Genomic DNA, 26,752 nt, shown 5'->3' with positions numbered 1-26,752 from the left:
TAGGATGTAATCCATAGAGGACAACATCCTACTCATTGGTGCGGCGTCGAACCGGCTACAATCATGAAATTTCAGGGAGCGGCCGTGCAGTAACCGCCCGATCACCGATACTGGCTGATGGCGGTCAGAAGGTCGGCGCTGATGCCGGTGACGCCGGCATCGCCCGTCAGGATGCTGAGCGCCGAAGAGGACGAATTGTCGTTTTCAAGATCATACAAGGCCGTGAACTTGTTGATCATCTTCTGAACCTTTTCCGGATCGGTCAGATCCTCGAGGTTCATGTATTTCTTCACGAGCGCGGCCTGCTTGTCGAGATCCATGTTGGAAAACTCTTCCGGCAGCGAAAAACTGGTGCGGAAAAATTCCAGAAGTGCGGTATCGCCAAGGATGTCGTAGGCGCTGGTAATGCTCTTGGCCATGCGCTCGAAATAGAGCGCGAGACGCACGCCGTTGTTGCTTTCGCCCTGTTCCTGTTCCAGCGTCTGGCGGTTGTAGAGGTTTTCGGTCGCGAGAATCTTGCCCTGCGTCTGGACCGCCGCACCATCATCACGCTTGGCGAGATTGCCCTTGGTATCGAAGTTGAACGTGCCGAGAATTTCCGCCCAGACCGGATTCGTCTGCTGGTTGACGAAACTCTTCGGATCGTCGAGATCGGAGGCAAAAACCTGCTTGAGGAAATCCTGGTCCACCGACGCCGGGTCGATGTCATAGGCCGTCAGCAGGACCTTGACGAGACGATCGTCATTGATGAATTCGGATGCGGTTTTGAGGCCGAGCATCTTTTCGGAGTAATACTTCGTCTCGACGGAGGCTTCTTCCTTGGCCTTGCTCTGGGCGGTGATGTTTTCCCGCACCTTCTTGCCGCTGGAATCCTCCGTTTCCTTGGTGCCGATCCGCTTTTCGTTGTCGATGAAGCGGGTCACCTTGACGATATAGTCCGAGGCGACAGACTTGATGGTACCTTCGGTCTGCGCGGACAGCGCGGTGGTGATGCCGCCTTCAGTGGTGAAGTTGAATGCGCGCGCCAGCGTCAGGTAACGCTCGTCGTTCAGCTTGTAGGCATAACTCTTGGAGTTCGTCAGGTCGCTTGTCAGAACCTGCTTGATGGTGGACTTCGATACCGTATCGGGATCGAGCCCGACGGCCTTCAGTGCAAAACTGTAGACATCCGATTTCGCCAGAAATTCATCGACGGACTTCACTTCGGTGATCGCGGTCTTGTAAAGGTTGATCGCCTTTTCGTCGGCCGTGTCCTGATCGTCGTTGTAGTGGCTGAAATAAAGGTTGGCGACAGACGCCGCCTGCGCGCTGGTCTGGGCATTGCCTGCCGCGACCGTACCGTCTGTGTTAAAATTGAACGACTTCGCCAGTTCGAGATATTTCGGATTGTTCTTGCCGTAGATATTGGCATAGCTGCCCGGATCGTTGAGATCGCTGGTGAGGATCTGTTCGATGGTGGCGCGCACGACGGTGACGCCCGTCATCTGGAAGGCCGTGCGGATATAGTTGTAGAGACGTGTATCGACCAGGATGTCGTTGACATTGTCGACCGTCGCCATTTTGCCGTCGAAATAGTCGCGCTCGGCCAATGCGGTGGCCGAAGACAGGCGCTCCTGATTGCTCAGATACAGGCTGTTGATCGTCGCCTTCTGCTCCGCCGTCTGGGCGCCCTCCGCCGGCATGGTGCCGTCGGGGGTAAAATTGAACGTGTCGGCCATGTCGAAATATTTCTGGATCGTGTCGAGCGAAGCCTGGTAACCGTTGATTTCGGTCTGAATCCTGGCCTTGTCCGCCGCCGTGGTTGCCGCGGCAAGACGCGTCTGAGCATCCGCCTTCTTGGCCGTCAGATCGTCACGCTGCGGGCCGAGCGTGGTGTTGATATAGCTGTCCGGGTCGCTGGTATCGCTGGACAGCACGCCCTTGACGGTGGCGCGGGAGTAATATTTTTCGTCCAACCCGTAGGATGTCAGGAGGTAGGATCGCAGCCGCTCGTTGCTGAGCAGCACGTCGGCGCTGCCGACCTGGTCCATCATCGTGTTGAAATAGGTCGTCTCGGTGGTGACGCTGGCGTCCTTTTCCTCCATCGTCGTGCCGTAGAGGTCGGTAAAACCTTCGATCTGTGCCGCCGATTGCGCCTTGGCCTCGGCGGTGGAAAAGTTGAACGCGTTGGCGAAATCGCGGTAACGATCGTCGGCAAGCTTGTTGGCAAAACTTTCGTCGTCGGAAAGGTCGCTGTCGAGGATCTTCTTCATGAAGGCCTTGGCATAGGTCATGTCTTCCAGGCCGTAGGCTTTCATGGCGTAGGCATAGAGCCTGTAATCGTCCATGAATTCGTCGACGGTTTTGACCTTGCCGATATTGGCTTCGTAATAGTCCGCTTCGCGCTTGACGGCGGACTGGTTCGACACGCGCTTGAGGCTGGCCGAGAGGTCGCGATTGACCAGATCGTAGCTCAGATATGTCGATACCATGCGGATGCCCTCTTACCTGCCTTCGCGGTGCCGTTCGTGTGACTTTATACACAGGTCCGCTTAAGGAATTCCTTTCGTAATTCTCTCATCTGGGCCTTGTCTCAGCCTTGCCCTGTGCCGCCTTGTGACGCCTCGTTTCAGGCCCGCACACAAACCGCGACGTTCATAAATCCGAAACCGTAACAGATTCGGTTTTGCTAACCATTTGAACCGGCAGGAATTTCTTAACCGCGATTTTTAAGCGGTTTTGGAAAGGGCCCGCCTATGTTGGAGCCATCAGAGGACAAAAGTCCCGGTGAGACGTCGGCAACGGCTCTCAGGTAAAACAAGGGTGCATTAGATGACACAAACCGTTCTGAAGCCCGTTTGGGCCGGATCAGCTCTGCGGCTCGACCCCGCACGTATTCTCCAGCAGATCAGCTACAGCCTGCGCGGCGCCGACGGCGATGTTTCCATCACGATCGATGAGCGGGGCGCGGTTCTGCGCAAGATTCTGCCACAGAGCGGCCTGCCGATGTCCTTTGCCCTGCCGGCGCGCGCCTTCAAGGGCGTTGCAGCCCGCGCCATTGACCATGGTGACGGTGAAGTGACGGTAACGCTCGAACTGCATCACGAAGACGCCGATCTCTGTGTGCCGCTTCTGGTGGCGCACGACCTGTGCGACATCGCGGCCGACTGGCGCTCGTGGTCGGAAGCCTTCCATATCCCGATGCTGATGGTGGAAGCCGATGGCGTTGCCCGTCCGCTTGAAAACCATCTTGGCGAAGTGCGCCAGAGCGCGCCGACACAACGCCGCCGCCACTCCTACTTCGCAGCCCGTCGCCCGCGTTTCCTCGTGCGCCGCTCGACCGGCAGCCTTGGCGTGGCGATGAAGATCGAAGGCAAGGAAATCATCGCCCGCCGTTAACGGCCGGCCGCTTTCACCAGCCCGTTTCGAATGACAAAGGCCCGGATTGATCGATCCGGGCCTTTCATTTTCCGATGGGCAAAAATGTCAGGTGAACGATGCCACTGATGCCATCAGCGCGATGAAGATGACGCCGCCGACCCGGCCGTTTGACTTGAACAGCCGCAGGCAATGATCGGGATTATCGATCTCGAGAATGAGGATCTGCCAGGCAAACATGACGGCCGCCACGGCAAGGCCGAGATAACCGAGGACACCGACACCGGCCGCACAGAAGGCAAAGATCAGGAACAAAAGCGCCAGCCCGTAAAGACCGATCAGCCAGGCCTTGGTATTTTCGGCAAACAGGCGCGCGGTCGAACGAACGCCCACCAGAGCATCATCCTCCTTGTCCTGATGGGCGTAGATCGTGTCGTAACCGATGGTCCACAGGACAGCGGCGACATAAAGGAAAAACGACGCCCACGAGACTTCGGCAAAAAGCGCCGACCAGCCCATCAGCGCGCCCCAGGAGAATGCGAGGCCGAGGAAGAATTGCGGCCAATCCGTAAAGCGCTTGGCAAAGGGATAGATCGCCACCACCACCAGTGACAGGATCCCCAGGGCAATCGAAAACAGGTTGAACTGCAACAGCACCCAGAGGCCGACGAGAGCCTGCGCGCCGAGAAACAGTTTTGCCTCGGTGCGGCTAACACGGCCCGATGGCAGCGGCCGCGAGCGGGTGCGCGCCACTTCCATATCGATATCGTGATCGATCAGATCGTTATAGGTGCAGCCGGCACCGCGCATGGCAACGGAGCCGACGAAAAACAGGAAAAGATAGATCAACACCCAGCCGAGCGAAAACCGGCCATCGGCAGCATCGTGGTTGGCGGCAAGGCCCACCGACCAGAAACACGGCCACATCAGTAGCTGCCAGCCGATCGGCCGGTCCCAACGGGCAAGCTGGGCATAGGGCCATGCGGCACGCGGCAACACGTGGTAGACCCAGTTGTCGGAAGGGGCATCGGCCACGCGGCCGGTATCATCGGGGGCGTTTGTCATGCCCGGTTTCTGCCCCGCGGGGAGGATTTGGTCAAGCGGAACGGGGCTGGTGAACTGTTTGATGAATTGGATGGCATCGCTGACGTCGACCTATCGCTGCGAACGATACTCTGTTGGCGCTGAACCCAAGAGCCGCTTGAACATCGATGTGAACGAAGCCGGGTTTTCGTAGCCAAGATTCAGGGCGATGCTGGTAACGCTATGTCCGTCGGCTAGCTGCGGAAGCGCCGATATCAGGCATGCCTTCTGCCGCCATTCGACGAAGCTGCATCCGGTCTCGCGCTTGAATAACCGCGTGAATGTGCGCCGGGTCATTCCGAGTTCGTCGCTCCACGTGTCGATCGAATCGTGAGGTGACGGTCTTTCGAGAAACTCCCGGCACTTTACGGCGAGACGCGGATGCCGGGGAAACGGCAGAGAGAGCGGCAGAGGCGCAAGCTCCCGCAACTCATGAAGCAGCAGGTTCACGAGAGCACCATCGCGCCCATCCGGGTTATACTCCAGCGCGATACCGGGCGCGGCCATCAGGAGGCTGCGAAGCAGGTCCGATACGCCAACCACTTCGCAACGTTGAAACCCACCGGGAAAAGCCGCCTCATCGATATAGAGACTGCACATAGCAACGCTGCCGAGCATCCTGACGCTATGCTCCGTTCCTGCAGGAATCCATAGGCCGCGCTGGGGTGGCATGATCCAGGAGCCATCGGACGTGGACACCAGGACGACGCCGGATGAGCCATACAGGAATTGCGCGCGTCGGTGACGGTGGGGTTCCGCCACATACCCGTCAGGGTAATCAATCCCAAGAATGAGGACAGGACGGTCGACGTCCCTGTCGGAGAGGGGAAAAACTTTCTCTTGTGATTGGCCCACTTGCATAATGTTTCAGCCTACCAGCGGTGGCGGGCCATGCGCAATAGGCAGATCGTCAAGCAAAGAACGCCTGATCATATGACACGTCTGTTAGGGACCGCCATGGCTCACACCATACTGCGCGATTACACCGCATCATCTTCGAAAAAATTCTCTCGACGTCTCAAGGACGCGCACTCGGTATTGCATTGGATACTTCTCTGCATCGAGCGCTCGCGACAACGTAGCGCACTGGCCGAACTGGATAACGAACGCATTCGTGATCTGGGCCTCTGCAGTGAGGACGTTGCGCGCGAATGTGCGAAAAGGTTCTGGCAGTAATGAGGCATCGCTGCAGGATGAGGTGAGCCGGGTGTCGTTTGCGATTGTCGCGGGCCGGAGAACACCGCGGCGTCAGAATCAACAGCCCGATTTCAATCCATTGCCTATGATGTCATCTGTGGGCGCATGAGCATCTTGGCGAGACGGATGCCATTTTGTGTATCCATGTAGCCCCGGCCGGAGCGTCCAGTCTGGCAAAATACCGCCCCTCAATCTCGGCGGATCACCCGGCGATCTTTTCGAGCGGCAGCCTTCGCTGCTCGAACGCCCGCAATTCCGCTTCCTTCTCGTAGATGTAATCGCGATTGTCCGGCACGGAGGTGCGTTTCTTGACGATCTGCATCTGGAAAATGAAGAAGCTTTCGTGGGTGAAAGCCATTTCGGAGCCGGCGAGATAAAACTCCCACATGCGCACGAAACGTTCGTCGTAAAGTGCTGCCGCCTTTTCCCTGTTGGCCATGAACCTTTGGCGCCAATGGCGCAGCGTATAGGCATAATGCAGCGGCAGGATTTCGATATCCGAGACCAGCAGCCCGGCCTTTTCGATGGCAGGCATTACCTCGGCGATCGAGGGAATATAACCGCCCGGAAAAATGTATTTTTCAATCCAGGGATTGTTGTAGAGCGCTGGGTAGGGCTGGCCGATCGAGTGCAGAACCATGACGCCATCCTCATGCAGGGTGTCGCTCACCTTGCTGAAGAATTTTCGGTAATTCAGCCGCCCCACATGTTCGAACATGCCGACCGAAACGATGCGGTCATAACTTTTGGTCGGCGGCAGGTGATAATAGTCCTGCAGTTCGAAACGCACGCTGGTGGCCATGCCGCGTTTGGCGGCCCGTTCGCGCGAAATCTTCAGCTGTTCCTTGCTCAGCGTGATGCCGGTGACATCGACGCCGGAGGATTCCGACAGATACATGGCCATGCCGCCCCAGCCGGAGCCGATTTCCAGCGCGCGCTGGCCGGGTTCAGCGAGAAGTTTCGCGACGATATGGCGTTTCTTGGCGATCTGCGCCTCATCCAGCGAAATTCCGGGCGGATTGAAATAGGCGCAGGAATATTGCCAGTCCTCGTCCAGAAACAGCGAAAACAGCTTTTCATCGAGATCGTAATGATGGGCGACGTTGCGCTGGTTATGATTGACCGGCAAGCGATTGCGGAATTGCGAGGCGATGATACGGCCGATGCCGCGCATGAGGATCTCGAAGGTCAGACCTTCCTTGAGGGTATTGTCCTTGATCAGCGCCAGAAATTCGTAGATGTCGCCCTGCTCGACCAGCAGGCGCCCATCCATGTAAAGCTCGCCCAGCTTGAGCTGCGGATCGGCAACCAGTTCGCGCTCGGCCGCTTCATCTGTGAAGCGGATGGCGACGCTTCTCCCCCCTCCTCCACCATAACTCTGCTCACCATTCTGACCGCGAACAGTGAGTGTTCCATGCCTGATGATCTTGCTGAAAAGGGTGTGAAGAGAGGATGCCAAGGACGTAACTCCAACATACTAAGCCTGCCTTACTATATTGGAATTTAGTCCTGTGATTGACGCTTGAAAAGCACGCAAAACGGGTAGGCGACAAAAAACAATCCGCCGGGCTGGAGACCCGGCGGCGCAGGATAAAAACGCCTGTTTTCCGGGATAATCACTTCTCGAACCCGATTTGTTTGGCGTTTATCGAGAGAGATGGAATGCGCCATGCACTTCGCAAAAGTTTCGCGCAAGAATTGCAGACGACATTGCCGGCTGGAATCTCAAGGAGATCACCTATGGCCATTTCTGGAGCTTCGACGCACTACAGCGACACGTCACGCTATAGCGTGACAAGCATTTTTGGCAGCGCTGGCGAGACCGGTTCATCAAGCGCATTCGCGTCAGAAATCCCTGGAACGCAAGCAGGTACGGCCACCGGGGAGCCATCGGGAGATGACACTGATACGGCACTCGAAACACCGAATGCGGATTTTCAGAGGCGTTTAACCGGCCTGACCTGGCGTGCGGGCGCAGAGCTTGCGGTTGCAAAGCCGCTTTGGGAAAGACTCTCCAGTGAGGATTATGCCGAATATCAGGAAACCCAGCGCGGTTTTCTCGAGATGCGGACCCGCGCGCTGGAGCATGATTACACCCATCGTCCCGACGACCCGAACGACCCGCGGATCAAGCCCTATGCGAATATCACGATTGGCGGGAAGGTCGTTGTCACGATCGACAATCAAGGGTGCGTGGGAACAATGAACGATGGCTTGGCCAAACGTCTTGCGAAGCTGTCCGAAGAGACGAATGGCCTCGAAGGACCGGCGCTCGCCAAGTATCTTTCCGAGAAGATTAGCGAAATGCTTGGTGGCGAGGTTGTTGTCGCAGGCACCGCCATCACACAATCGGTTTACGAACGACTGGTGGAAGCCGCTCAGCCGACCATCGATTTCGAAGGCATGAAGAACGATCCGAGATATGCCGAGATTCAAAAACAATATGAAAAACTTGCCCGGAACGATGTCGAACGTTCGAAATATCTCGACAGCCTATAATGCTGATCGAAAAATGCGCCGTTTCTGACATCAGAGACACGTGGCAGGGGACACACGGGATCGAGCCTTACGCCTCAATCCCGCAATCCAGTTCGCCCATCACCGCTTCTTCATCGCTTCCGCCAGCGCCGCGCCAAAAGCGCCCTGGCTCGACGGTTTTTCGGTCTTCATGAACTTCTGGTTCACCGGCTTTCCGCGGTCGCCGCCCGGTCCGCGTGGCGGCGGTGTGTCGCCACCATCCTTGCGCATGGTGAGCGCGATGCGCTTGCGCTTCACATCCACCTCGACGACGCGGACTTTCACGACATCACCGGCCTTCACAACTTCATGCGGATCCTTGACGAACTTGTCCGCGAGTTGCGAGACGTGGACGAGACCGTCCTGATGCACGCCGACATCCACAAAGGCACCGAAGGCGGCGACGTTGGTGACGGTGCCTTCCAGAAGCATGCCGATCTTGAGGTCAGTGATTTCATCGACACCTTCGGCAAAGGTTGCGGTCTTGAAGCTGGGGCGCGGGTCGCGGCCCGGCTTTTCAAGCTCGGAGATGATGTCCTTGACGGTCGGCAGACCGAACTGTTCGTCGATGAACTGGCGCGGATCGACCGCCTTTAACGCGGCGCTGTCGCCCATCAACGAGCGCAGGTCGCGACCGCAGGCGGCAACGATCTTTTTCGCCACGCCATAGGCTTCCGGGTGAACGGACGAGGCGTCGAGCGGCTCCTTTCCGTTCGGAATGCGCAGGAAGCCGGCGGCCTGTTCGAACGTGCGGTTGCCGAGACGCGCGACCTTCAGAAGATCCTTGCGGCTGGCAAAAGCGCCATTGGCATCACGGTGGGACACGATGGCTTCGGCGATGGATTTGCTGAGGCCCGAAACGCGGGCAAGCAGCGGGGCGGATGCCATGTTGAGATCGACGCCGACGGCATTCACCGCGTCTTCGACCACGGCATCGAGCGAGCGGGCAAGCTTGCCCTGATCGACATCGTGCTGGTACTGGCCGACGCCGATGGCCTTCGGTTCAATTTTCACCAGTTCCGCCAGCGGATCCTGCAGGCGGCGGGCGATGGACACCGCGCCGCGCAGCGACACGTCGAGGCCGGGGAATTCGAGGGCTGCTGTTTCCGAGGCCGAATAGACCGACGCGCCGGCCTCCGAGACGATGACCTTGGTGGGTTTGGTGCCCGGAAGATTGGTCAGCAGGTCGGCCACCAGCTTTTCCGTTTCGCGGCTGCCGGTGCCGTTACCGATCGAGATCAGCTCGACATTGTGCTTGCGGATGAGCGCTGCCAGTTCCGTCTGCGCGCCGCGCACATCATTGCGTGGCTGGAACGGGTAGACGGTGGACGTATCGATGAGCTTGCCGGTGGCATCCACAATCGCCACCTTCACACCGGTGCGGATGCCCGGATCGAGACCCATGGTCGCGCGGGCACCGGCGGGGGCTGCCAGCAGCAAATCCTTGAGATTACGGGCGAAAACGTGGATCGCCTCTTCTTCGGCGCGTTCACGCATCTCGCGCATCAGGTCCAGCGACAGCGACATGGAGAGTTTTACACGCCATGTCCAGCCGGCAACCTCCATCAGCCAGCGGTCGGCTGCCCCCTTGTCGCGGATATCGAAGGCATTGGCGATGATGCGCTGGGCGGGTTTGACCGGCGAGGTATCGTCGGCATCGACCTCGATGGTGAGCGTCAGAAACTCCTCGTTCCAGCCGCGCAGCATGGCGAGCGCACGGTGGCCGGGGGCGGTGGCCCAGCGTTCGGTATGCTCGAAATAATCGGCAAATTTTGCGCCGGCCTCCTGCTTGCCATCAACGACGCGCGCCTTCAGCTGCGCACCGTCGCGCATGTGATTGCGAAGTTTTCCCAGAAGCTCGGCATTTTCCGAAATGGTTTCGGCAACGATATCGCGGGCACCTTCCAGCGCCACCTTCAGGTCAGTCACTTCGCCGGTGATATAGGCTTCGGCAAGCTTGGCAGGGTCGGCTGTACGGTCAGCCCAGATCGCTTCAGCCAATGGCCCGAGGCCCCGTTCGCGGGCGATTTCGGCGCGGGTGCGACGCTTGGGCTTGTAGGGAAGATAAAGATCTTCCAGCTCCGCCTTGGTGACGGCCTTGGCGAGTTTGACCGCCAGTTCGTCGGTCATCTTGCCTTGGGTGTTGATGCTGTCGACGATCGAGGTGCGGCGCGCTTCCAGTTCACGCAGGTAAACAAGGCGTTCGGCGAGGTTGCGCAGCTGCGTATCATCGAGGCCGCCGGTCACCTCCTTGCGGTAACGGGCGATGAAGGGCACCGTCGCACCTTCATCCAGAAGCCCGATTGCGGCGACGGCCTGATCCGGTCTTGCGCTGATTTCTGCGGCGATGGTGACGGCAAGGGAACGGATATCAGCGGCCATGGTGTTCTCGGTTTGGAATTCGGAGCGGCGACCATAGTCGAACTTTGTGGCATGACAACGCCGTGGTGGGGCAGCAAAAAGGGGGTCCACAGCTTTACCGCCCGTCTGCTCCGTTCCGGCACAAAGCGTTACCGTATCCTAACCATATTGGCAGCCATGCTAAATGACAGGTTCTCATATTGGGGCGCCTTCCTATACTTCCTCCCTGTCGCATGATGCGACATGACCAGTGGAGATGTTCATGCCAAAGAAGGTTGCCAGGATTCTTGCAGCCGACGACGCCGTCGGCACAGAGGAACTGGAGGCAGTTATCCATTACCTCAACAATAAGTTGCACTTAGCAAAAATCAACTGCGAACCCGTTCCCTTCCTGACCTATCGAAATCGACGGATTTTCGAAGCGACACTCAGGATAAGGACCGACCCGTTTGCGCCATAATGACGCCTCTCCGGCCGCCCCACGGCCGGGGATTCCCCAAGAATTCCAGGGGGGCGAAATCTGAGGGTAAGGTGGCAAGTTTGCCCCCGTGAGTTAACTGGCTCTTGACCTTTCCCGCCCCCCGAATTAACCGCCCCTTAGCTACATTTCTGGGCTAAAACTCTGACGAAAAGAAGAGGCGGAATATGAAAGTTCTCCTGATCGGTTCCGGTGGCCGCGAACATGCGCTGGCCTGGAAACTGGCCCAGTCGCCCCGCCTCACCCAACTTTTCGTTGCACCGGGCAATCCCGGCATGGCCGACAGCGCCACGCTGGTTGATATCGGCGTCGATGACCACGCCGCCATTCTCGACTTCTGCAAGTCGAAGGCGATCGATTTTGTCGTCGTCGGTCCGGAAGGCCCACTCGTGGCCGGCATCGCCGATTTCCTGCGCGCCGAAGGTTTTGTCGTTTTCGGCCCGTCCATGGCGGCTGCCCAGCTGGAAGGCTCCAAGGGTTTTACCAAGGATATCTGCGCCCGCTACGACATTCCGACCGGCGCCTACAAACGCTTCACCGATGGTGAGGCGGCCAAGGCCTATGTGATCGAACAGGGCGCGCCGATCGTGGTGAAGGCCGACGGACTTGCCGCCGGCAAGGGCGTGACCGTTGCCATGACCATCGAGGAAGCGCTGGCCGCCATCACCGACTGTTTTGACGGCGCATTCGGTGCCGCCGGCGCGGAAGTGGTTGTCGAGGCCTATCTCGACGGCGAGGAAGTGAGCTTCTTCTGCCTGTCCGACGGCAAGACAGCCCTGGCGCTGGCAACGGCGCAGGACCACAAGCGCGTCGGCGATGCCGATACCGGCCCGAACACGGGCGGCATGGGCGCATATTCCCCTGCTCCGGTGATGACGCCCGACATGGTGGAACGCACCATGAAGGAAATCATCGAGCCGACCATTCGCGGCATGGCGGAAAGCGGTTATCCGTTTACCGGCGTGTTTTTTGCCGGCCTGATGATTACTCAGAAGGGCCCGGAGCTGATCGAATACAATGTGCGCTTCGGCGACCCGGAAACCCAGGTCCTGCTGATGCGGCTGAAAAGCGATCTTCTCGATCTGCTTTACGCCGCCTCCACCGGCACGCTGGATCAGGTTTCCGCCGAATGGAGCGACGATGAGGCGCTGACCGTGGTGATGGCCTCCAAGGGTTATCCCGGTGCTTACGACAAAAACACGCCGATCGCGGCCCTGCCGCACACGGTCGATGGCGAAAAGGTCTTTCACGCCGGCACGGCGCTGAAGGACGGCCAGCTTGTCGCGACCGGCGGCCGCGTGCTGAACGTAACGGCGACGGGCGGCAGCGTGGCCGAGGCGCAGGCGCGCGCCTATGCGCTTGTGGAAGGCGTGGAGTGGGAAAACGGCTTCTGCCGCCGCGACATCGGCTGGCGGGCGGTGGCGCGCGAACAGGGCTGATCCTGCTGCAAGTCTTAACAGACTGTCCCATCTCGATATTCGTTCAAAATTTACCAAGTCTCGTGACCGGATGGCAAGGAAACCGGGTTTAAGCTTGCGGACAGCAAAATTGCGTCCGGCCGCGAATGCGCGGCAGCAAAGCGGAGACTTGTCATGCGTCATCTTGTTCTGACTGCGGCGATCCTTTCGATCGGCAGCCCGGCATTCGCGTCCTCCATCAGCAAACTGGTGGAGACCGGCCGCACGACCAGCATCGTCGAACATCTGTGCTCGGTCTGCGACCAAAGCGCGCCCGTGAAGCCGGTGGATGGTCCCGGCGTCTACCACGTGCCGTCGCTTGGCTCAGACATCCAGAAAACCGAAATCCGCAATATCGACGGCCAGGAGAAGCTGGTGCGCACGGAAGAATGGTGGGGTGGCTCGCCGGTCACCTTCATCACCAACGTGCCGGGCTGGATGACGACGCCGGAGCAGAAGGCAGACGCGACGCAACCGATGCGCAGCGGCCCGGTCAATACGGCGCGGATCATACCGCTGTCGGCGCCCGATGGCGTCGATGCCGACGCTACCACCGCCGCCGTTGGCGAGCAGCCCGGCGAGCGAGCCGGAGAGACCATCGCCCAACCGGACGATTTCAAGGGTTTTGAATTGCGCGGCGAATGATCCAGAAGACTAGAGTGGTTCGTATCCATTCAGAAAAGGCGTCACCGATGGTGGCGCCTCTTTCTTTTCCGGTTCAGTACGTCACCCATGAAATTACCAAGCGATCAAATCGAGTAAAAATCCAGATAAAAACCTATTACTCAAGATCATCTCCACAAAAATACTCGGCTCTCCGCATATCTTGATTGATTTTTTTGATTTTATTCCTGTCGCGACCCATCATTACGCGAGCAGGAATCGTAATTAAATATTTATTTAATTATCCCGTATAAATGCAGGGGTGTGCGATGCAGCATAATCCCGGCGCAGGATGCGCTTTTCTTACCGATACAGAAACGTGTCGAGGCTGCATCCGTTGTGGCCCGATCCTCGAGGGCTCCATGAAGAACCTGAAGATTTCCCATCAGCTCGTGCTGCTTGTCCTGACCCTGATGGTCGGATTTGCCGTCGGCACCTATTTCATTCTCCAGGCTTCAACCCAGGCCATCTATGCCGAGCGCTACGCCATGCTGCGCACGCAGGTGGAATCGGGCATCGGCATCATGAAGTCCTTCCAGGCCCGTGAGGCCAAGGGCGAGATGAGCCGCGAGGAAGCCCAGAAACAGGCTTTTGCCGCCATCGCCTCCATGACCTTCCAGCCGGACGGTTATCTCTACGCCTATGACTACGACATCACCATGCGCCTGCATCCGGACCCAAAACGTCTGGGCCAGAATTTCAAGGGCAAGCCTGATGTGACCGGTTTCATGTATCGCGACGAACTGGTGAAGATCGGCCGCAATGGCGGCGGCACCGCCGATTTCCTTGGCCCAAAACCCGGCCAACAGGGCGACGGTTTCCGCAAGAGCTCCTATGCACTGTCCTTCGAGCCGTGGCAGCTGGTTCTTGTAACCGGGGTTTACGTAGACGATCTGGAAGCGCAGATCCGTGGCGAGACCTACAAGGCGGTCGGCATCGGCGCCGTCATTCTCGTGCTCGGCTCGCTGCTGGCTTTCGTCGTCATCCGCAACATTTCCAGCCCGCTTGGTGATATCCGCTCGGCGCTGAACGCCGTTGCCGACGAAAATGTCGATCTTGCCATCCCGCATACGGGCATGAAGAACGAAGTGGGCCTTATGGCCCGCGCCACGCAGGCGCTGCAGCAAAAGGTGCGCGAGCGCCACGCCATGGAAGAACGCCAGCAGCGCCAACAGGAGGAACTTGACGGCGAACGCCAGCAAAACCTCGACAACCAGCGCTCGGAAGCGGAGCTTCAGGCCCGTGTCGTTTCCACCATCGGCACCTCGCTCGCGGCACTCGCTCAGGGTGACCTGACCGTTCGTTGCGGCGATCTCGGCTCGCGTTACGCCGACCTGCGCGACAATTTCAACGAGGCACTCACGCATCTCGAAGCTGCCATGGCCAAGGTCAATGCCAAGGGCGTCGATATCGGCGGCTCCAAGGAAGAAATCCGCCGCGCCTCCAACGAACTGTCGCAGCGCACCGAGCGGCAGGCGGCAAATCTCGAGGAAACCTCTGCGGCGCTGGACGAACTGGCCGTTGCCGTTCGCCAGACCGCATCGGGTGCCAAGGAAGCCTCGCAGCGTGTCACCTCGGTCAGCAGTGAAGCGACCCGCAGCGATGCAGTCGTGGCGCAGGCGATCGACGCGATGAGCGGCATCGAACAGTCTTCCGACGAGATCACCAAGATCATTTCCGTCATCGACGAAATCGCCTTCCAGACCAACCTTCTGGCGCTCAATGCCGGTGTCGAGGCAGCACGTGCCGGCGAAAGCGGCAAGGGTTTTGCCGTCGTCGCACAGGAAGTGCGCGAACTGGCACAACGCTCCGCCGCCGCCGCCAAGGAAATCAAGGACCAGATTTCCCGCTCCTCCGGCCAGGTGCAGAACGGCGTTCGCCTTGTGGGTGAAGCCGGCGAGGCGCTCAAGCGGATTTCCGATCAGGTGAAGGCGGCAAGCGACGAAGTCAGCAAGATCGCCCATTCGGCGGCCGAACAGGACACGACGCTGCGTTCGATCACCTCCTCGCTCAACCAGCTGGATGCAGCGACGCAGCGCAATGCCGCCATGGCCGAGGAAACGACGGCATCGGCGGAAACACTGGCGGCCGATACCGACGAGCTGCTGGGCCTGATCCGAGGCTTCAAGGTGGGCAATGCCGGCGCTGGTGCAGACCTACGCCACATGGCCGGCCAGATGCGCAGGGCGAGCTAAACCGCCTTATTACGAGCTACGCGGGGGACGCGGGGTGGGAAAGCCGTCAGTGCCGAAAGGTGCTGGCGGTTTTCTCGTTTCAGGTGCCGAGCGCTGCGCCCAGTTCCTCGATCTGGCGATCGGAATAGACCGCGATGCCGGCGCGCGCCATCAATGCGGCGGTGACGCCATTGCCGGCGAGCTTTTTGCCCGCAAACGAACCGTCGTAGATGAAGCCGGAACCACAGGATGGGCTGCCATCGATCAAAAGCACGTGGGCGCAGTCGTTGGCCTTGGCAAAGGCGACGGCCTTTTCAGCGCCGGCAATAAATTCGGCGGTGACATCGCCACCGGTGATTTCCATCACCCTTGCGCGACCGGCCAGCACATCCTCTCCGGTCAAACCGTTTTCGATTTCCGCCGGTGGCCGCGGCACCGGCATGCCGGCCGCCATTTCCGGGCAGATGGTCACCACCCTGCCCTCTTGTCTCCACTGCTCCAGAAGCGGATGCGCAAGCGGCTTTCCCTTGCCGTCATAACGAACGGCATGGCCGAGCAGGCAGGCACTGACTAGGATTTTGGAGCGAGTCATTTTGGGTCTTGGAGGTGGCGGCGGATATCCACCTTTTCGTGGAGAATGCGCACGACTTCAACGGAGCCATCTGCTTTGACGATATAGAATATCAAATGCGATCCTGACCGCCGACTGCGATAATCAGTACGAACACCGCCGAGTGGTCTTCCAGACAAGGGGTGCTCACCGATCCGTCTTATGGTCTGCAGGAGCGTTTGAAGGTAAATCTGCGCTTGCTGTTCCGACCATTTTTCGCGCGTATAGTCGCCAATTTCGACAAAGTCTCTTTCGGCACTAGGGCGGAGCCGGACATTAGCCACGGCGTTGCCAAGACGCGCGGACGGAAGCCATAAGCGCTTCGGGATCGAAAGGAACAGTCTCTCCGCTGTTTTCTCCCTCGATCAACAATTCGCGCAGCCGCTCGACCTGTGCCTGCTCTTCCTCAAGCATTCTGAGACCGGCTTCCACGACTTCATCAGCAGTGCCGAAGCGTCCGCTTTCCAGTTCGCGCGCGACAAAGCTTGCGGCATGTTCACTGACAGTCACTTGCACAGGCTTGTTCATGACGGCTCCGGGGCTTGGGTGCGGCGGTAGATTAACACGTGCCGGAGACGCTGTCAGGCGGGCATTCTGCACACCACCGTCATGCTCGGGCCTGTCCCGAGCATCTGCTGCGGCTCATTTTGCGGGCGTGGTCAGATCCTAGGAACAAGCCCTAGGATGACGTCGAGAGGGAGGCGCCTCGCGCCTCACCCACTAATTTTGGAGAAATCCGCAACCGTGCCGGTCGCCTCGCGGATGGCTTTCAGCAGAGCCAGGCGGTTGGCGCGGATGGCGTTGTCCTCGTCATTGACCAGAACATCCTCGAAGAATTTATCCACTGGCGCGCGCAGCTTGGAGAGCGCTTCCATGGCGGCGATAAAGTCTTCCCTGGCGACGGCTTCGGAAGCTTCCTTCGAAGCGCCGGTGATGGCCGCCCAGAGCGCCTTTTCGGCATCGAGCGTCAGCAGCGTTTCCGACACGCTTGTCGCAACCACGGTGCCCTTCTTTTCTTCGGCGGCGAGAAGCTGGGTGGCGCGCTTGGTGCCGGCCAGCAGGTTCTTGCCGTCTTCCGACGTCACGAACGCGGTTAGCGCCTCGGCGCGGCGGGCGACGAGCAGAAGATCGTCGGCTTCAGGCGTCAGCACGGCATCGATGATGTCGTGGCGGGCACCCATATCGCGCAGATACACTTTCAGGCGGTCGTGGAAGAAGGAGAGGAGATCGGCAGGTCGCTCCTTTACATTTCTCAGAAACTCACCACCATCATCAGGAACATCGGTAAACTTAAGATACTCGCCATATATTCTCGAGACCTCTTCACCACGCTTAGCATCTGTCCAATCGCCTTTTTCTGAATAAGCGATGTCAAAATACTTCTGAACAGGAAACCGCACCTCGCGAGCTCTGCTTTCGACATCCATCATGGTCAAGACCATAGGAATTCGAATTGCTTGGCTGAGCGGCAACCTTACCTTCCGCTCCAGAATGATGCGCACCACGCCCAGCGCCGCGCGGCGCAGCGCATAGGGATCCTTCGAGCCGGTCGGCTTTTCGTCGATGGCCCAGAAGCCGGTCAGCGTGTCCAGCTTGTCGGCCAGCGCCACCGTCAGGCCAACCTTGTCTTCCGGCAGACGGTCGGACGGGCCGTTCGGCTTCCAGTGGTCTTCGATCGCGGCGGCAACGGAGGCATCCTCGCCCTGCAGCAGCGCGTAACGGCGACCCATCAGACCCTGAAGTTCGGGGAATTCGCCGACGGCTTCGGTGCGCAGGTCGGCTTTTGCCAGAACCACGGCGCGATCCACCAGCGCGGCATCGGCACCGGTGATCGGCGCGAGCTGTTTCGCCAGTTCGCGGATACGGGCAACACGTTCGCCCTGCGTGCCCAGCTTGGCGTGGAAGGTGACGTTCAGCGCATCGAGTTTGGCCATGCGCTGGTCGAGCGGCTTTTTCAGATCGAGGCCGAACTTTTCGGCCGATGCCTTCAGCGTCTCGAGATCCGGCAGGTCGCCCTGGTCGCGCGTCCAGAAATGTTTGGCGTCGGACAGGCGCGCGCGCACGACCTTGCCATTGCCGTGCATGATTTCCTTGCCGCCATCCTTGGCGTCGATGTTGGAAATCAGGATGAAGCGGTTCGAAAGACCCTCTTCGGCACCTTGGCGACGCGTGACAAAGCACTTCTGGTTGGTCTTGATGGTCAGGCGGATGATTTCCGCCGGGATCTGGAGGTAATCCTCCTCAAACGTGCCCATCAGTACATGCGGCCACTCGACGAGACCCGACACTTCTTCCAGCAGGCCTTCGTCCTCGACAAGTTCAAGTCCGTTGGCGAAAGCGATGTCGCGGGCGTCGTGCAGGATCATGTCCTTGCGACGGTCGGCATCGAGCATGACGTGAGCCTTTTCCAGGCTCGAGACGTAATCGTCGAACCGGCGCACGGTGATGGCTTCCGGTGCGTGAAAACGGTGGCCGTAGGTGACGTTGCCGGCAACGATGCCGTCGATCTCGAACGGAATGACCTGGGTTTCGTCATGCTCGGGGCCAAAGAGGCAGACGATGGATTGCAGCGGGCGCACCCAGCGCAGGCTTTCAGACCCCTTGCCGTCGATGCCGCCATAGACCATGCCCTTGGGCATGGAAGCGTAACCGGAGCGCATCGATTTCGGCCACGGGAAGGTGCGGATGATGCCGGGCATCACGTCGGAAATGATCTCTTCCGCCGCACGGCCGGGTTTTGAAACGACAGCGACGTAAAAATCGCCCTTTTTCGGATCGGACACGATCTGTGCCTCGGACACATCCGACAGGCCTGCCTTGCGCAGAAAACCGGCGATCGCCTGTTCCGGTGCCTTGGTCGAAGGACCCTTGATCTCCTCGCGCTGATCGGCGGAACGGGCGGTGAGGCCACGGATATCCAGCGTCAGGCGACGCGGCGTCCAGTATTCGCGCGCACCTTCATAGGTGAGACCCGCATCCACCAGCGCGTCGGTGACGAGCTTTTTCAGATCGCCCGCCGCTTTACGCTGCATACGTGCGGGGATTTCTTCCGAGCGAAGTTCGAGCAGGAGATCGGGCATGGTGATGTCTTTGCGCTTAAGAATGGTTGTGGCGGACTTATCAAGCCGGGGAAGAAAAGTCACCACTTCGATTGGGAAAGAAGCCGCCCCGACACGCAATGTTCACGGCCGTGTCGGGCCACGCAAAAGACGGAGACGACCACCGGCCTCCCCGTCCGTAACCGGAAAGGATCAATCCTTGATGGAAACACCGAGAGAAGACAGGACATCCCAATATTCCGGGAAGGTTTTGCCCACGCAATCCGGATCGAGAATGGTGATGCCGCCGATCTTCAGGCCCGCCAGCGCAAAGCTCATGGCGATGCGGTGATCGGCAAAGGTGTCGATCGATGCCGGCAAGGTCTGACCGGCCAGCGACGGATCGGAGGCGACGATGAGATCGTCACCCTCTTCGGTGGCAAGCCCCTCACGGATATTATTGAGCCCGGTCGAGACGGCACGGATACGGTCGCATTCCTTGACGCGCAGGTTGGCGATGCCGACAAAACGCACCGGCGTTTCGTTGAAGGCGGCAAGTACCGCGATGGTGGGCACTGCATCCTGCATCTGCGAGCCGTCGATTTCGGCCGGCAGGTTCGGGAACTGGCGGATCACGTCGAAAGCCTTGGCGTCGGGCTGGGTGAATTCTTCATTTGCAACGCCGAGATCGATCTTTCCCTTTGTGAGCACTTCGGCGGCCCAGAGATAGGTGGCGGCGGACGCATCCGGCTCGACAACGAAATCGGTAGCGATGTAACCGGTCGGCTCGATCACCCACGAGGATGGCGTCGGCTGCGAAACCTTGGCACCAAAGGCACGCATGGCGGCAAGCGTCAGGTCGATATAACCGCGCGCGCCGATATCGGCACCGGCAAGCTCGATGGTGAAAGGTTCGGAACCGCAGGCGGCAGCCATCTGCAGGGCCGAGACATACTGGCTGGACAGGCCGGCATCGATGACGACCTTGTTGCTGGCAAACGTGCCGTTGGCATCGATGGTGACCGGCGGGCAGCCGGTGGGGGCGTCGATCGTGACGCCCAGCGATTTCAGCGCATCGACCAGCGGCTTGATGGGGCGCTTGCGCATATGTTCGTCGCCATCGACCACATACCGGCCATGGCCGAGCGCAAGGGCGGCAGTCAAAAAGCGGGTGGCGGTGCCGGCATTGCCGAGGAAGAGCGGGTCGGACGGTGCCTTCAGTTCGCCATTGCCGGTGACGACAAAAGTGGTTGCATCCGGTTCCTCCACCGTCACGCCCATGGCGCGCAGGGCGTCCGCCATATAGCGCGTGTCATCGCTTTTCAGCGCGCCGGTGAGCCGGCTGGTGCCCTTGGCGAGACCTGCCAGCAGCAGTGCGCGGTTGGTGATCGATTTTGATCCGGGCGGCACGGCACGGCCGGACAGCGGCGCCGGATGGGGGATGATGGTCAGCTTTTCCTTGGGCATTTTTATCAAGTCTCTCGCCGGTCTTCCGCCAATCCGGCGGCAGGGCTTTCAGGCCAACAAAATCATGTCGGCAGCGTCTTAAACCGTCGTTGTCGAAAGGGGAAGCACCGGGGACCACCGGGATGGAACTTGGCACCGGGAATGGCAGGCATCGGTGACGCCCGTGTCGATTATGCGGATACTCCCCCCGATCCTGAAGATATGTCCACGGCACTCAGCGCGTTATTGAACATTTATCTGCCGACACTGCTAGCGCCTGACATGATATTGAAAATCCGTATCCGATCAGATACAGAACAATGAACAGCTTTGAAAAATCGACGCAGTTCGATGATTGGCTGCGATCACTGAAGGACCGGACGGGAAAACTGCGGATCCTTGCCCGACTGACCGCTGCCGAACAGGGCAGTTTCGGCGATTGCGAACCGGTGGGCGGCGGTGTTTTTGAAATGCGCATCCATTCCGGGCCCGGCTACCGCATTTATGATACGGGCCGGGATCAGAGCATCTACCTGCTGCTGATCGGCGGCGACAAATCTACGCAGAAACGTGACATCCGGCGAGCAATAGAGCTTGCAGGAATACTCGGGAAAACCCGGCCATGAACGAGACAAACCCTTTCGATATTGCCGATTATCTCGACAGCCCGGACGAGATGCTGGAATATCTCGAACTGGCGATGGAGGATGAAAACCCGGACGTGTTCATCGCCGCGCTCGGCCATGTGGCCAAGGCGCGCGGCATGACGCAGGTAGCCGAGCTTTCCGGCCTTGGCCGCGAGAGCCTCTACAAGGCCCTGAAATCGGGATCGAAGCTGCGTTATGAGACCGTGCAGAAGGTCGTGCAGGCTCTCGGGTTTCGCCTGTCTCTGGAAAAGAACGACGCGGCCTGAATGGAAAAAGGCAGCCTTAAGCCGCCTTCTCGCCCAGGTTCGCACCACCGGCATCCGTCAGCAAAAACGCCTCGCCGCAAGCCTTCGCCAATGTACGAACGCGCAAAATATAGCTCTGGCGCTCGGTGACCGAAATCACGCCGCGTGCATCCAACAGGTTGAAGACGTGGGATGCCTTGATGCACTGGTCATAGGCCGGGAAGACGCATTTATGCAGCATCTGGTTGGCATTTTCGACCGGCGCGCCGGCGGAGAGCAGTGCCAGGCATTCCTTTTCTGCATCGATGAAATGGCGATGCAGCATTTCGGTATTGGCGAACTCGAAATTGTGACGGGAATATTCCTGCTCGGCCTGCAAAAAGACGTCGCCGTAGGAAATCTTCTCTTCGCCTTCGCGACCGTTGAAGTTGAGGTCGTAGACATTGTCGACGCCCTGCACATACATGGCGAGGCGCTCCAGACCATAGGTCAGTTCACCGGCGACGGGCGAGCATTCGATGCCGCAAACCTGCTGAAAATAGGTGAACTGCGAGACTTCCATGCCGTCGCACCAGCATTCCCAGCCGAGACCCCAGGCGCCGAGCGTCGGGCTTTCCCAGTCGTCCTCGACGAAGCGCACATCGTGCAGAAGCGGATCGAGGCCGATCGCCTTCAGGGAGCCGAGATAAAGCTCCTGCAGGTTGGACGGGTTCGGCTTCAGGATGACCTGATACTGGTAATAATGCTGCAACCGGTTGGGGTTTTCGCCATAACGGCCATCCGACGGGCGGCGCGACGGCTGCACATAAGCGGCCTTCCAGGGCTTGGGCCCAAGGGCGCGCAAAGTGGTGGCCGGGTGAAAGGTACCGGCGCCGACTTCCATGTCGTAAGGCTGCAGAACGGCGCAACCCTTATCGGCCCAATAGTTATGGAGCGTCAGGATGAGCGCCTGAAAGGAGCGCTTGGGGTCCATGTGTTCGGGCAGATCGGTCATGGGCATATCGGCATCGTTTGATTGAGGATGCGGACGAGTGCCACGCAAGGCGGCGGGGGTCAAGGTTTTATCAGGCGGGCGGTCAACGGAAGGGGTTCTGGATCGTCAGGGTGGTATCGATGATGAGGCCATCATCATCGCTCATTGGCTTCGTCACGATCAAACTTCCAGCCTTCGGGAAGCTTCCACTTCGTAGAGCGGATACGTTCAAGCGCTTGTTGGCGCTCCTCTTCGGAAATTCGAGGCTTAGTCCTTGCGGACACCAAGGATATTTCCACCTCATCGCCCTCCTTCAAATCGAGCGATTTGGCAACGTCGTCAGGGATCTGGACGGCAAGCGCATCATTCCATCGGGTTACGCGCATGGGAGTTCTCCAAACTGGATACCGCCATTTATATCACCGGCCGCCACACGGTGAAGGATCGCTGTTAAAACGCCGCCACACCGGGTATTCTGCAAACATTCCGGAGCCACCGCCATGACCATCAAGAACACCATCACCCTGTCGGACCGCTATATGCGTTATGCCGAACAGCAGGTCGAAGACGGGCAGTTTCCATCCGTGGAAAAGGTCGTCGAGGCCGGACTGGATGAGTTGATGCGGACGGAGAATGAGCTGGCGCAGGAGCAGCTTGATTCCGTCATGGCCATGGCCGATATCATCCGGGAGCGGCTGGATGGTCCCGATGACCAATGGATCTCGATGGACGAGGATAATCTTTTCGACCGCCTCAGAGCCCGGATTTCGGAAAAACGTCAGGCCAGATAATGACACCGTATCGGCTGGAATATCATGATGCAGCCGTTGCCGAACTTGATGAAGTTCACGCGTTCATCGCCGCTTATGCAGGTGATGCCGTGGCTGACCGAAAGATTTCCGAGATCGAAGCGACTGTTTACCGGCTGGCGGAGCAGTCGAAAATCAGCACGCCCCGCTATGACATGAGGCCCGGTTTGCGCACCCTCGTGGCGGCGGAAAAGGCGGTAATCTGCTTTCTCGTCAATGACGAGACGGCGACGGTGCGGATTGTATGTTTCTCCTACGCCGGCGCCGACTGGCATCCCGCATCAAGGACCGCAGCTGAACCCTATTCCTCTTCCTCGCGCTTGACCCGGTATTCCCCCGTCACCGGGTCCTTTTCCAGCGTGCCCATGGCGCCGGTCTGGCGTTCGCGCTCGGCCTTTTTCGAGCGCGCGGTCAGCTTTTCCGCGTCGCCGACGAATTTTTTGTAGATTATCCAGCCGCCCACCACGAGGATAGCCAGGAATATGATTTGCGCCATTGTCCCCTCAGACGTCCCTTATCATCAAAGCCCGTAACGGCTCCACATCGCCTTGTCTTCAAGCGTCGCCGCCAGCCCCGAGGCCGCACCTGCCACCATCTCAGCCGCACCTGATTGCGACACCACGCCCGGCACCTTTCGGCCGAACAGGTTGCGGCTGCCGCCGATCAGTTCCAGCTTGGCATCCGGGCCATAGCGGCGTTTCAGCGTTTCGCGCATCTCTCCGACGCCGTCAACAAGGCCGAGATCGACGCCGCGAAGGCCGGTCCAGAACAGGCCGGAGAATATCGTGTCTTCGTCTGCCAGACGTTCGCCGCGGCGCATCTTTACCATGTCGATAAAGACCTTGTGGATCTCCAGCTGCAGGGTTTTGAGATATTCGATATCGCCTTCCTTTTCCGGCTGGAAAGGATCGAGGATGACCTTGTTTTCACCGGCCGTATAAACGCGGCGCTCGACACCGATCTTCTTCAACATCTCGGGGAAGCCGAAACCACCCGACACGACGCCGATCGAACCGACGATCGAGGTCGGATCGACAAAAATTTCGTCACCCGCGAGCGCGATCATGTAACCGCCCGACGCTGCGACATCCTCCACGAACATCAGGACGCGCTTGTCCTTTTCTTCCGCCAGCGAGCGGATGCGCTGGAAGATCAGGCGCGACTGCACGGGCGAACCGCCCGGCGAATTGATGGAGATGGCGACAACCGGCGCATCCTTTTTTGCAAACGCCTTTTCCAGAAGCGGCGCCACGGTTGCGATGTTGAGCGCCGGCCGGAACTGGCTGCCACCTGCCATGATCGTGCCGTGCAGGCGCACGACAGGGATCGAAACGCCTTTCTTGCGCAGGCGCTTCGGCAGCAGGCGTGTCAGAAATCCGGCCATGTCTTTTCCTTCCAAATCGAACAGCTGTTCATGTAGGGATTTGAACGGCAAGCGCAATCACTGCGTTCCATAGGCATGTCAAATTACCGTCACACGTGCCCGACACGGGCCTGCCGGCTGATCCGCCGTTGGTAAGCGGTGCGGCCATTGTTGAGATCGTCGGCACGTTCAAGGAAGGCATGCCCGTCCTCGCCATGCAGGAAAAGCGGTGCGCGAAAGATGAGGCGCGCCTTCGATCCCTTGATGGCGGTGAGGAGAATGCGCGTTGCATCCGCATCCGGGCGCGGATGGACGAGCGTCATCTCGATGCCGCCAAAGCGTTTACCGCAGGCGGCGATGATTTCTGCAACCGATTCCGGCCGGGCGATCAGCGACAATTGTCCGCCGGGCATCATGATCGCGCCGGCGGTGCGGATCCACGCTTCGAACAGGCCGTCGGTCATGGCATGCGCCTCGGCCTTCAGTCTGTCAGGGGTGGTGCGGTCATCGGCATTGTTGAAGGGCGGGTTCATGATGACGTGGCGAAAACTGTCATCGGCCAGACCGGCGGCAACGCGCGCCCGGCCGGTCAGGGTCACGTCGGTTTCGATCACCGATACGCGGCCTGCCATGTGGGTATTTTCGGCAAGCGCCACACTGCGGCGGGCATAGTCCGCCATCAAAGGTGACCGTTCCACCAGCGTCACGTCAGCATTCGGCAAACGCGAGGCCACCGCCATGCCGGCCGCACCAGCACCGGCGCCGAGATCGGCGACCGTGATCGGTCCTTCTTCCGCAACCAGCGAGGCAAGCAGCATGGCATCCACGCCGGAGCGATGCCCCTCGCCCTTTGGCTGCAGCACATGGAAAGCGCCGCGGTGAAAGGCGTCAAGCGTTTCGGTCTTGGGCGCAGGTTTCTCGCTGCTCACTTCTTTTCGTCCCGCAATTCCGCTTCCAGCCCGGCATCTATGAGGAGACGGCGCGCCTCTTCGGCCAATTCCTCCGCCACCAGCAGGCGTTTGGGCAAAAGACCGAGCGAACCTTCCAGCACGCTCATCGACTGATCGGCGATCATGCAGGGAATTTCGGCGTCCCGCATCAGGCTCTCGGCGAAGGACAAGAGTACGACATCGTTGGTGCGGATCAGTTCTTTCATCACAATTCCCTCAAAATCACCGGTACGGAGCCTTTTGCCCCTTGCCGGTTCACCCCGCCCTTTCTATGGTCCCCGGCAAAATTTGAACAGGAGTACGCATTCTTGGGCGTCGTCATTCCGCTCGAAGAGAGCAAGAACAAACAGGCTTCGGTCAAGCCCCTCGTTGATCTGACCAAGGGCGACATGGAGCGTGTCAACCAGTTGATCCTGTCGAAGGCCGGCTCCGACGTACAGATGATCCCGGAGGTTGCCAACCACCTGATCTCGTCCGGTGGCAAGCGCTTGCGGCCGATGCTGACGCTCGCCTCCGCCGCCATGTTCGGCTACGAGGGCGAAGGCCATGTAAAGCTCGCCACCTCGGTCGAGTTCATGCACACGGCCACGCTTCTGCATGACGACGTGGTGGACGAAAGCGATCTGCGCCGCGGCAAATCCACCGCCCGCACCATCTGGGGCAACCAGGCAAGCGTTCTGGTCGGTGACTTCCTGCTCGGCCAGGCCTTCAAGATGATGGTCGAAGTCGGCTCCATGGAAGCGCTCGACGTGCTCGCCACCGCCGCCTCTGTCATTGCCGAGGGCGAGGTGCTGCAGCTTTCCGTCGCCAAGAACATGGAAACCACCGAGGACGACTATCTTTCGGTCATCCGCGCCAAGACGGCGGCCCTGTTTGCCGCTGCCGCCGAAGTGGGCCCGATCATTGCCGCCACCGACAAGGCGTCCCGCAGCGCGCTGCGTTCCTATGGCATGAACCTCGGCCTTGCCTTCCAGCTGGTCGATGATGCGCTCGATTACGGCGGCAAGGCTGCCGAACTCGGCAAGAATGTCGGCGACGATTTCCGCGAGGGCAAGATCACCCTTCCGGTGATCCTTTCCTATCGTCGCGGCACGACCGAGGAACGCGCCTTCTGGCGTCAGGCGATCGAAAACGGCGAGAGCACCGAGGAAAACCTCGAGAAAGCACTGGCCCTGATCACCAAATATAACGGCCTCAAGGACACGATTGCGCGAGCGAAGCACTATGGCACGATTGCCAGCGATGCGCTGGCCCCCCTGCCTGATTCCGCTTACAAATCAGCGCTTCTGGAAGTCATCGACTTCTGCATCGACCGGGTGAACTGATCCCTTTCGACGCATTGGACGGATAAGGCAGGTTCCGCGATATTCTTGCGGACCTGCTT

The 26,752-nt window shown here is 59.3% G+C and carries 26 protein-coding genes and 1 pseudogene; 11 read left to right on the top strand and 16 right to left on the bottom strand.

Translation table 11 applies throughout. From position 1 onward, the window contains the following. Nucleotides 1–101: 101 nt before the first annotated feature. On the bottom strand, nucleotides 102–2,471 hold the full coding sequence (locus tag ACRQ1B_RS22325) for a DUF1217 domain-containing protein (RefSeq protein WP_432296299.1): 2,370 nt from the start codon (nucleotides 2,469–2,471) through the stop codon (nucleotides 102–104). Nucleotides 2,472–2,811: 340 nt separating this feature from the next. Here ACRQ1B_RS22325 and ACRQ1B_RS22320 point away from each other — a divergent pair, with 340 nt between their 5' ends. Further along, nucleotides 2,812–3,378, top strand: a complete 567-nt coding sequence (locus ACRQ1B_RS22320) for a DUF6101 family protein (RefSeq protein ID WP_306836177.1) — start codon at nucleotides 2,812–2,814, stop codon at nucleotides 3,376–3,378. Nucleotides 3,379–3,465: 87 nt separating this feature from the next. Here the strand turns inward: ACRQ1B_RS22320 and ubiA are convergent, their stop codons facing one another. The 3 genes from ubiA to ACRQ1B_RS22305 all read right to left on the bottom strand — a co-directional run bounded on the left by ubiA (nucleotide 3,466) and on the right by ACRQ1B_RS22305 (nucleotide 7,096). Next, nucleotides 3,466–4,422: a 4-hydroxybenzoate octaprenyltransferase gene (gene ubiA / locus ACRQ1B_RS22315; protein WP_432296298.1), complete on the bottom strand. Its 957-nt coding sequence runs from the start codon at nucleotides 4,420–4,422 to the stop codon at nucleotides 3,466–3,468. 90 nt (nucleotides 4,423–4,512) lie between these two features. Then, complete coding sequence (locus tag ACRQ1B_RS22310) at nucleotides 4,513–5,301, bottom strand: AraC family transcriptional regulator (RefSeq protein WP_432296297.1); 789 nt, start codon at nucleotides 5,299–5,301, stop codon at nucleotides 4,513–4,515. A 538-nt stretch (nucleotides 5,302–5,839) separates the two neighbouring features. Then, on the bottom strand, nucleotides 5,840–7,096 hold the full coding sequence (locus tag ACRQ1B_RS22305) for a cyclopropane fatty acid synthase (protein WP_432296296.1): 1,257 nt from the start codon (nucleotides 7,094–7,096) through the stop codon (nucleotides 5,840–5,842). Between the two features lie 56 nt (nucleotides 7,097–7,152). On the opposite strand from ACRQ1B_RS22305, the gene ACRQ1B_RS22300 reads away from it, so the two are divergent. Beyond that, nucleotides 7,153–8,136: a hypothetical protein gene (locus ACRQ1B_RS22300; RefSeq protein ID WP_432296295.1), complete on the top strand. Its 984-nt coding sequence runs from the start codon at nucleotides 7,153–7,155 to the stop codon at nucleotides 8,134–8,136. A gap of 99 nt (nucleotides 8,137–8,235) precedes the next feature. Here ACRQ1B_RS22300 and ACRQ1B_RS22295 read toward each other — a convergent pair whose 3' ends face one another. Then, entirely contained in the window at nucleotides 8,236–10,536 is a 2,301-nt protein-coding gene (locus ACRQ1B_RS22295) for a Tex family protein (RefSeq protein ID WP_432296294.1), read from the bottom strand. 241 nt (nucleotides 10,537–10,777) lie between these two features. Here ACRQ1B_RS22295 and ACRQ1B_RS22290 point away from each other — a divergent pair, with 241 nt between their 5' ends. The 4 genes from ACRQ1B_RS22290 (at nucleotide 10,778) to ACRQ1B_RS22275 (ending at nucleotide 15,308) form a co-directional block, all read left to right on the top strand. Beyond that, nucleotides 10,778–10,975: a hypothetical protein gene (locus tag ACRQ1B_RS22290; protein WP_432296293.1), complete on the top strand. Its 198-nt coding sequence runs from the start codon at nucleotides 10,778–10,780 to the stop codon at nucleotides 10,973–10,975. A 185-nt stretch (nucleotides 10,976–11,160) separates the two neighbouring features. Then, on the top strand, nucleotides 11,161–12,432 hold the full coding sequence (gene purD, locus ACRQ1B_RS22285) for a phosphoribosylamine--glycine ligase (protein ID WP_432296292.1): 1,272 nt from the start codon (nucleotides 11,161–11,163) through the stop codon (nucleotides 12,430–12,432). A gap of 153 nt (nucleotides 12,433–12,585) precedes the next feature. Continuing rightward, nucleotides 12,586–13,095, top strand: coding sequence for a plant virulence effector HPE1-like domain-containing protein (locus tag ACRQ1B_RS22280; protein WP_432296291.1), 510 nt, complete (start codon nucleotides 12,586–12,588; stop codon nucleotides 13,093–13,095). Nucleotides 13,096–13,475: 380 nt separating this feature from the next. Next, a complete protein-coding gene (locus ACRQ1B_RS22275; RefSeq protein WP_432296290.1) occupies nucleotides 13,476–15,308 on the top strand; it encodes a methyl-accepting chemotaxis protein in 1,833 nt (610 codons plus the stop codon). 79 nt (nucleotides 15,309–15,387) lie between these two features. Here ACRQ1B_RS22275 and ACRQ1B_RS22270 read toward each other — a convergent pair whose 3' ends face one another. From ACRQ1B_RS22270 to ACRQ1B_RS22250, 5 genes are all read right to left on the bottom strand, one after another. After that, nucleotides 15,388–15,879, bottom strand: a complete 492-nt coding sequence (locus tag ACRQ1B_RS22270; protein ID WP_432296289.1) for a 2-thiouracil desulfurase family protein — start codon at nucleotides 15,877–15,879, stop codon at nucleotides 15,388–15,390. After that, nucleotides 15,876–16,181 carry a type II toxin-antitoxin system RelE/ParE family toxin gene (locus tag ACRQ1B_RS22265; protein WP_432296288.1) on the bottom strand — a complete coding sequence of 102 codons (306 nt, stop codon included), beginning with the start codon at nucleotides 16,179–16,181 and terminating at the stop codon, nucleotides 15,876–15,878. Before ACRQ1B_RS22265 ends, ACRQ1B_RS22270 begins: the two co-directional genes overlap by 4 nt. Continuing rightward, nucleotides 16,174–16,425: a type II toxin-antitoxin system ParD family antitoxin gene (locus ACRQ1B_RS22260; RefSeq protein ID WP_432296287.1), complete on the bottom strand. Its 252-nt coding sequence runs from the start codon at nucleotides 16,423–16,425 to the stop codon at nucleotides 16,174–16,176. Before ACRQ1B_RS22260 ends, ACRQ1B_RS22265 begins: the two co-directional genes overlap by 8 nt. Nucleotides 16,426–16,610: 185 nt before the next feature. Continuing rightward, nucleotides 16,611–18,977: a glycine--tRNA ligase subunit beta gene (gene glyS / locus ACRQ1B_RS22255; RefSeq protein ID WP_432296286.1), complete on the bottom strand. Its 2,367-nt coding sequence runs from the start codon at nucleotides 18,975–18,977 to the stop codon at nucleotides 16,611–16,613. Between the two features lie 171 nt (nucleotides 18,978–19,148). Further along, complete coding sequence (locus ACRQ1B_RS22250) at nucleotides 19,149–20,402, bottom strand: 3-phosphoshikimate 1-carboxyvinyltransferase (protein WP_432296285.1); 1,254 nt, start codon at nucleotides 20,400–20,402, stop codon at nucleotides 19,149–19,151. 299 nt (nucleotides 20,403–20,701) lie between these two features. On the opposite strand from ACRQ1B_RS22250, the gene ACRQ1B_RS22245 reads away from it, so the two are divergent. Both ACRQ1B_RS22245 and ACRQ1B_RS22240 read left to right on the top strand, forming a co-directional pair. Next, nucleotides 20,702–21,007: a type II toxin-antitoxin system RelE/ParE family toxin gene (locus ACRQ1B_RS22245; RefSeq protein ID WP_432296283.1), complete on the top strand. Its 306-nt coding sequence runs from the start codon at nucleotides 20,702–20,704 to the stop codon at nucleotides 21,005–21,007. After that, the gene (locus tag ACRQ1B_RS22240; RefSeq protein ID WP_432296281.1) at nucleotides 21,004–21,294 is read left to right on the top strand and encodes an addiction module antidote protein; all 291 of its coding nucleotides are present in this window, start codon (nucleotides 21,004–21,006) and stop codon (nucleotides 21,292–21,294) included. Before ACRQ1B_RS22245 ends, ACRQ1B_RS22240 begins: the two co-directional genes overlap by 4 nt. A gap of 16 nt (nucleotides 21,295–21,310) precedes the next feature. On the opposite strand, the gene ACRQ1B_RS22235 is transcribed toward ACRQ1B_RS22240, so the two are convergent. Both ACRQ1B_RS22235 and ACRQ1B_RS22230 read right to left on the bottom strand, forming a co-directional pair. Then, entirely contained in the window at nucleotides 21,311–22,267 is a 957-nt protein-coding gene (locus ACRQ1B_RS22235) for a glycine--tRNA ligase subunit alpha (RefSeq protein WP_432296279.1), read from the bottom strand. Between the two features lie 134 nt (nucleotides 22,268–22,401). Beyond that, nucleotides 22,402–22,632 (bottom strand): AbrB/MazE/SpoVT family DNA-binding domain-containing protein, encoded by a 231-nt coding sequence (locus ACRQ1B_RS22230; protein ID WP_432296277.1) that lies wholly within the window; start codon nucleotides 22,630–22,632, stop codon nucleotides 22,402–22,404. 114 nt (nucleotides 22,633–22,746) lie between these two features. On the opposite strand from ACRQ1B_RS22230, the gene ACRQ1B_RS22225 reads away from it, so the two are divergent. Together ACRQ1B_RS22225 and ACRQ1B_RS22220 are read left to right on the top strand one after the other, a co-directional pair. Next, nucleotides 22,747–23,037 carry a hypothetical protein gene (locus tag ACRQ1B_RS22225; protein ID WP_432296275.1) on the top strand — a complete coding sequence of 97 codons (291 nt, stop codon included), beginning with the start codon at nucleotides 22,747–22,749 and terminating at the stop codon, nucleotides 23,035–23,037. Next, nucleotides 23,037–23,246, top strand: a pseudogene (locus tag ACRQ1B_RS22220) (type II toxin-antitoxin system RelE/ParE family toxin); the annotation flags it as partial. The gene ACRQ1B_RS22225 and the pseudogene ACRQ1B_RS22220, both read left to right, overlap by 1 nt. Nucleotides 23,247–23,356: 110 nt before the next feature. Here ACRQ1B_RS22220 and ACRQ1B_RS22215 read toward each other — a convergent pair. From ACRQ1B_RS22215 to ACRQ1B_RS22200, 4 genes are all read right to left on the bottom strand, one after another. Beyond that, a complete protein-coding gene (locus tag ACRQ1B_RS22215; RefSeq protein ID WP_432296273.1) occupies nucleotides 23,357–23,551 on the bottom strand; it encodes a hypothetical protein in 195 nt (64 codons plus the stop codon). A 24-nt stretch (nucleotides 23,552–23,575) separates the two neighbouring features. Further along, a complete protein-coding gene (locus ACRQ1B_RS22210; RefSeq protein ID WP_432296271.1) occupies nucleotides 23,576–24,439 on the bottom strand; it encodes a S49 family peptidase in 864 nt (287 codons plus the stop codon). 89 nt (nucleotides 24,440–24,528) lie between these two features. Then, entirely contained in the window at nucleotides 24,529–25,347 is an 819-nt protein-coding gene (locus ACRQ1B_RS22205; protein ID WP_432296269.1) for a tRNA1(Val) (adenine(37)-N6)-methyltransferase, read from the bottom strand. Further along, nucleotides 25,344–25,574 carry a putative signal transducing protein gene (locus ACRQ1B_RS22200; protein WP_432296268.1) on the bottom strand — a complete coding sequence of 77 codons (231 nt, stop codon included), beginning with the start codon at nucleotides 25,572–25,574 and terminating at the stop codon, nucleotides 25,344–25,346. The genes ACRQ1B_RS22205 and ACRQ1B_RS22200 overlap by 4 nt, the downstream gene beginning before the upstream one ends. A gap of 102 nt (nucleotides 25,575–25,676) precedes the next feature. On the opposite strand from ACRQ1B_RS22200, the gene ACRQ1B_RS22195 reads away from it, so the two are divergent. Further along, a complete protein-coding gene (locus tag ACRQ1B_RS22195; protein WP_306834592.1) occupies nucleotides 25,677–26,693 on the top strand; it encodes a polyprenyl synthetase family protein in 1,017 nt (338 codons plus the stop codon). Nucleotides 26,694–26,752: the final 59 nt, after the last annotated feature.

Source organism: Endobacterium panacihumi, assembly GCF_050847465.1.
In the GTDB taxonomy this organism is placed as follows: domain Bacteria; phylum Pseudomonadota; class Alphaproteobacteria; order Rhizobiales; family Rhizobiaceae; genus Neorhizobium; species Neorhizobium panacihumi.
Note: the sequence above shows the minus strand (reverse complement) of the source record. Positions and strands in the feature narration are given on the sequence as shown.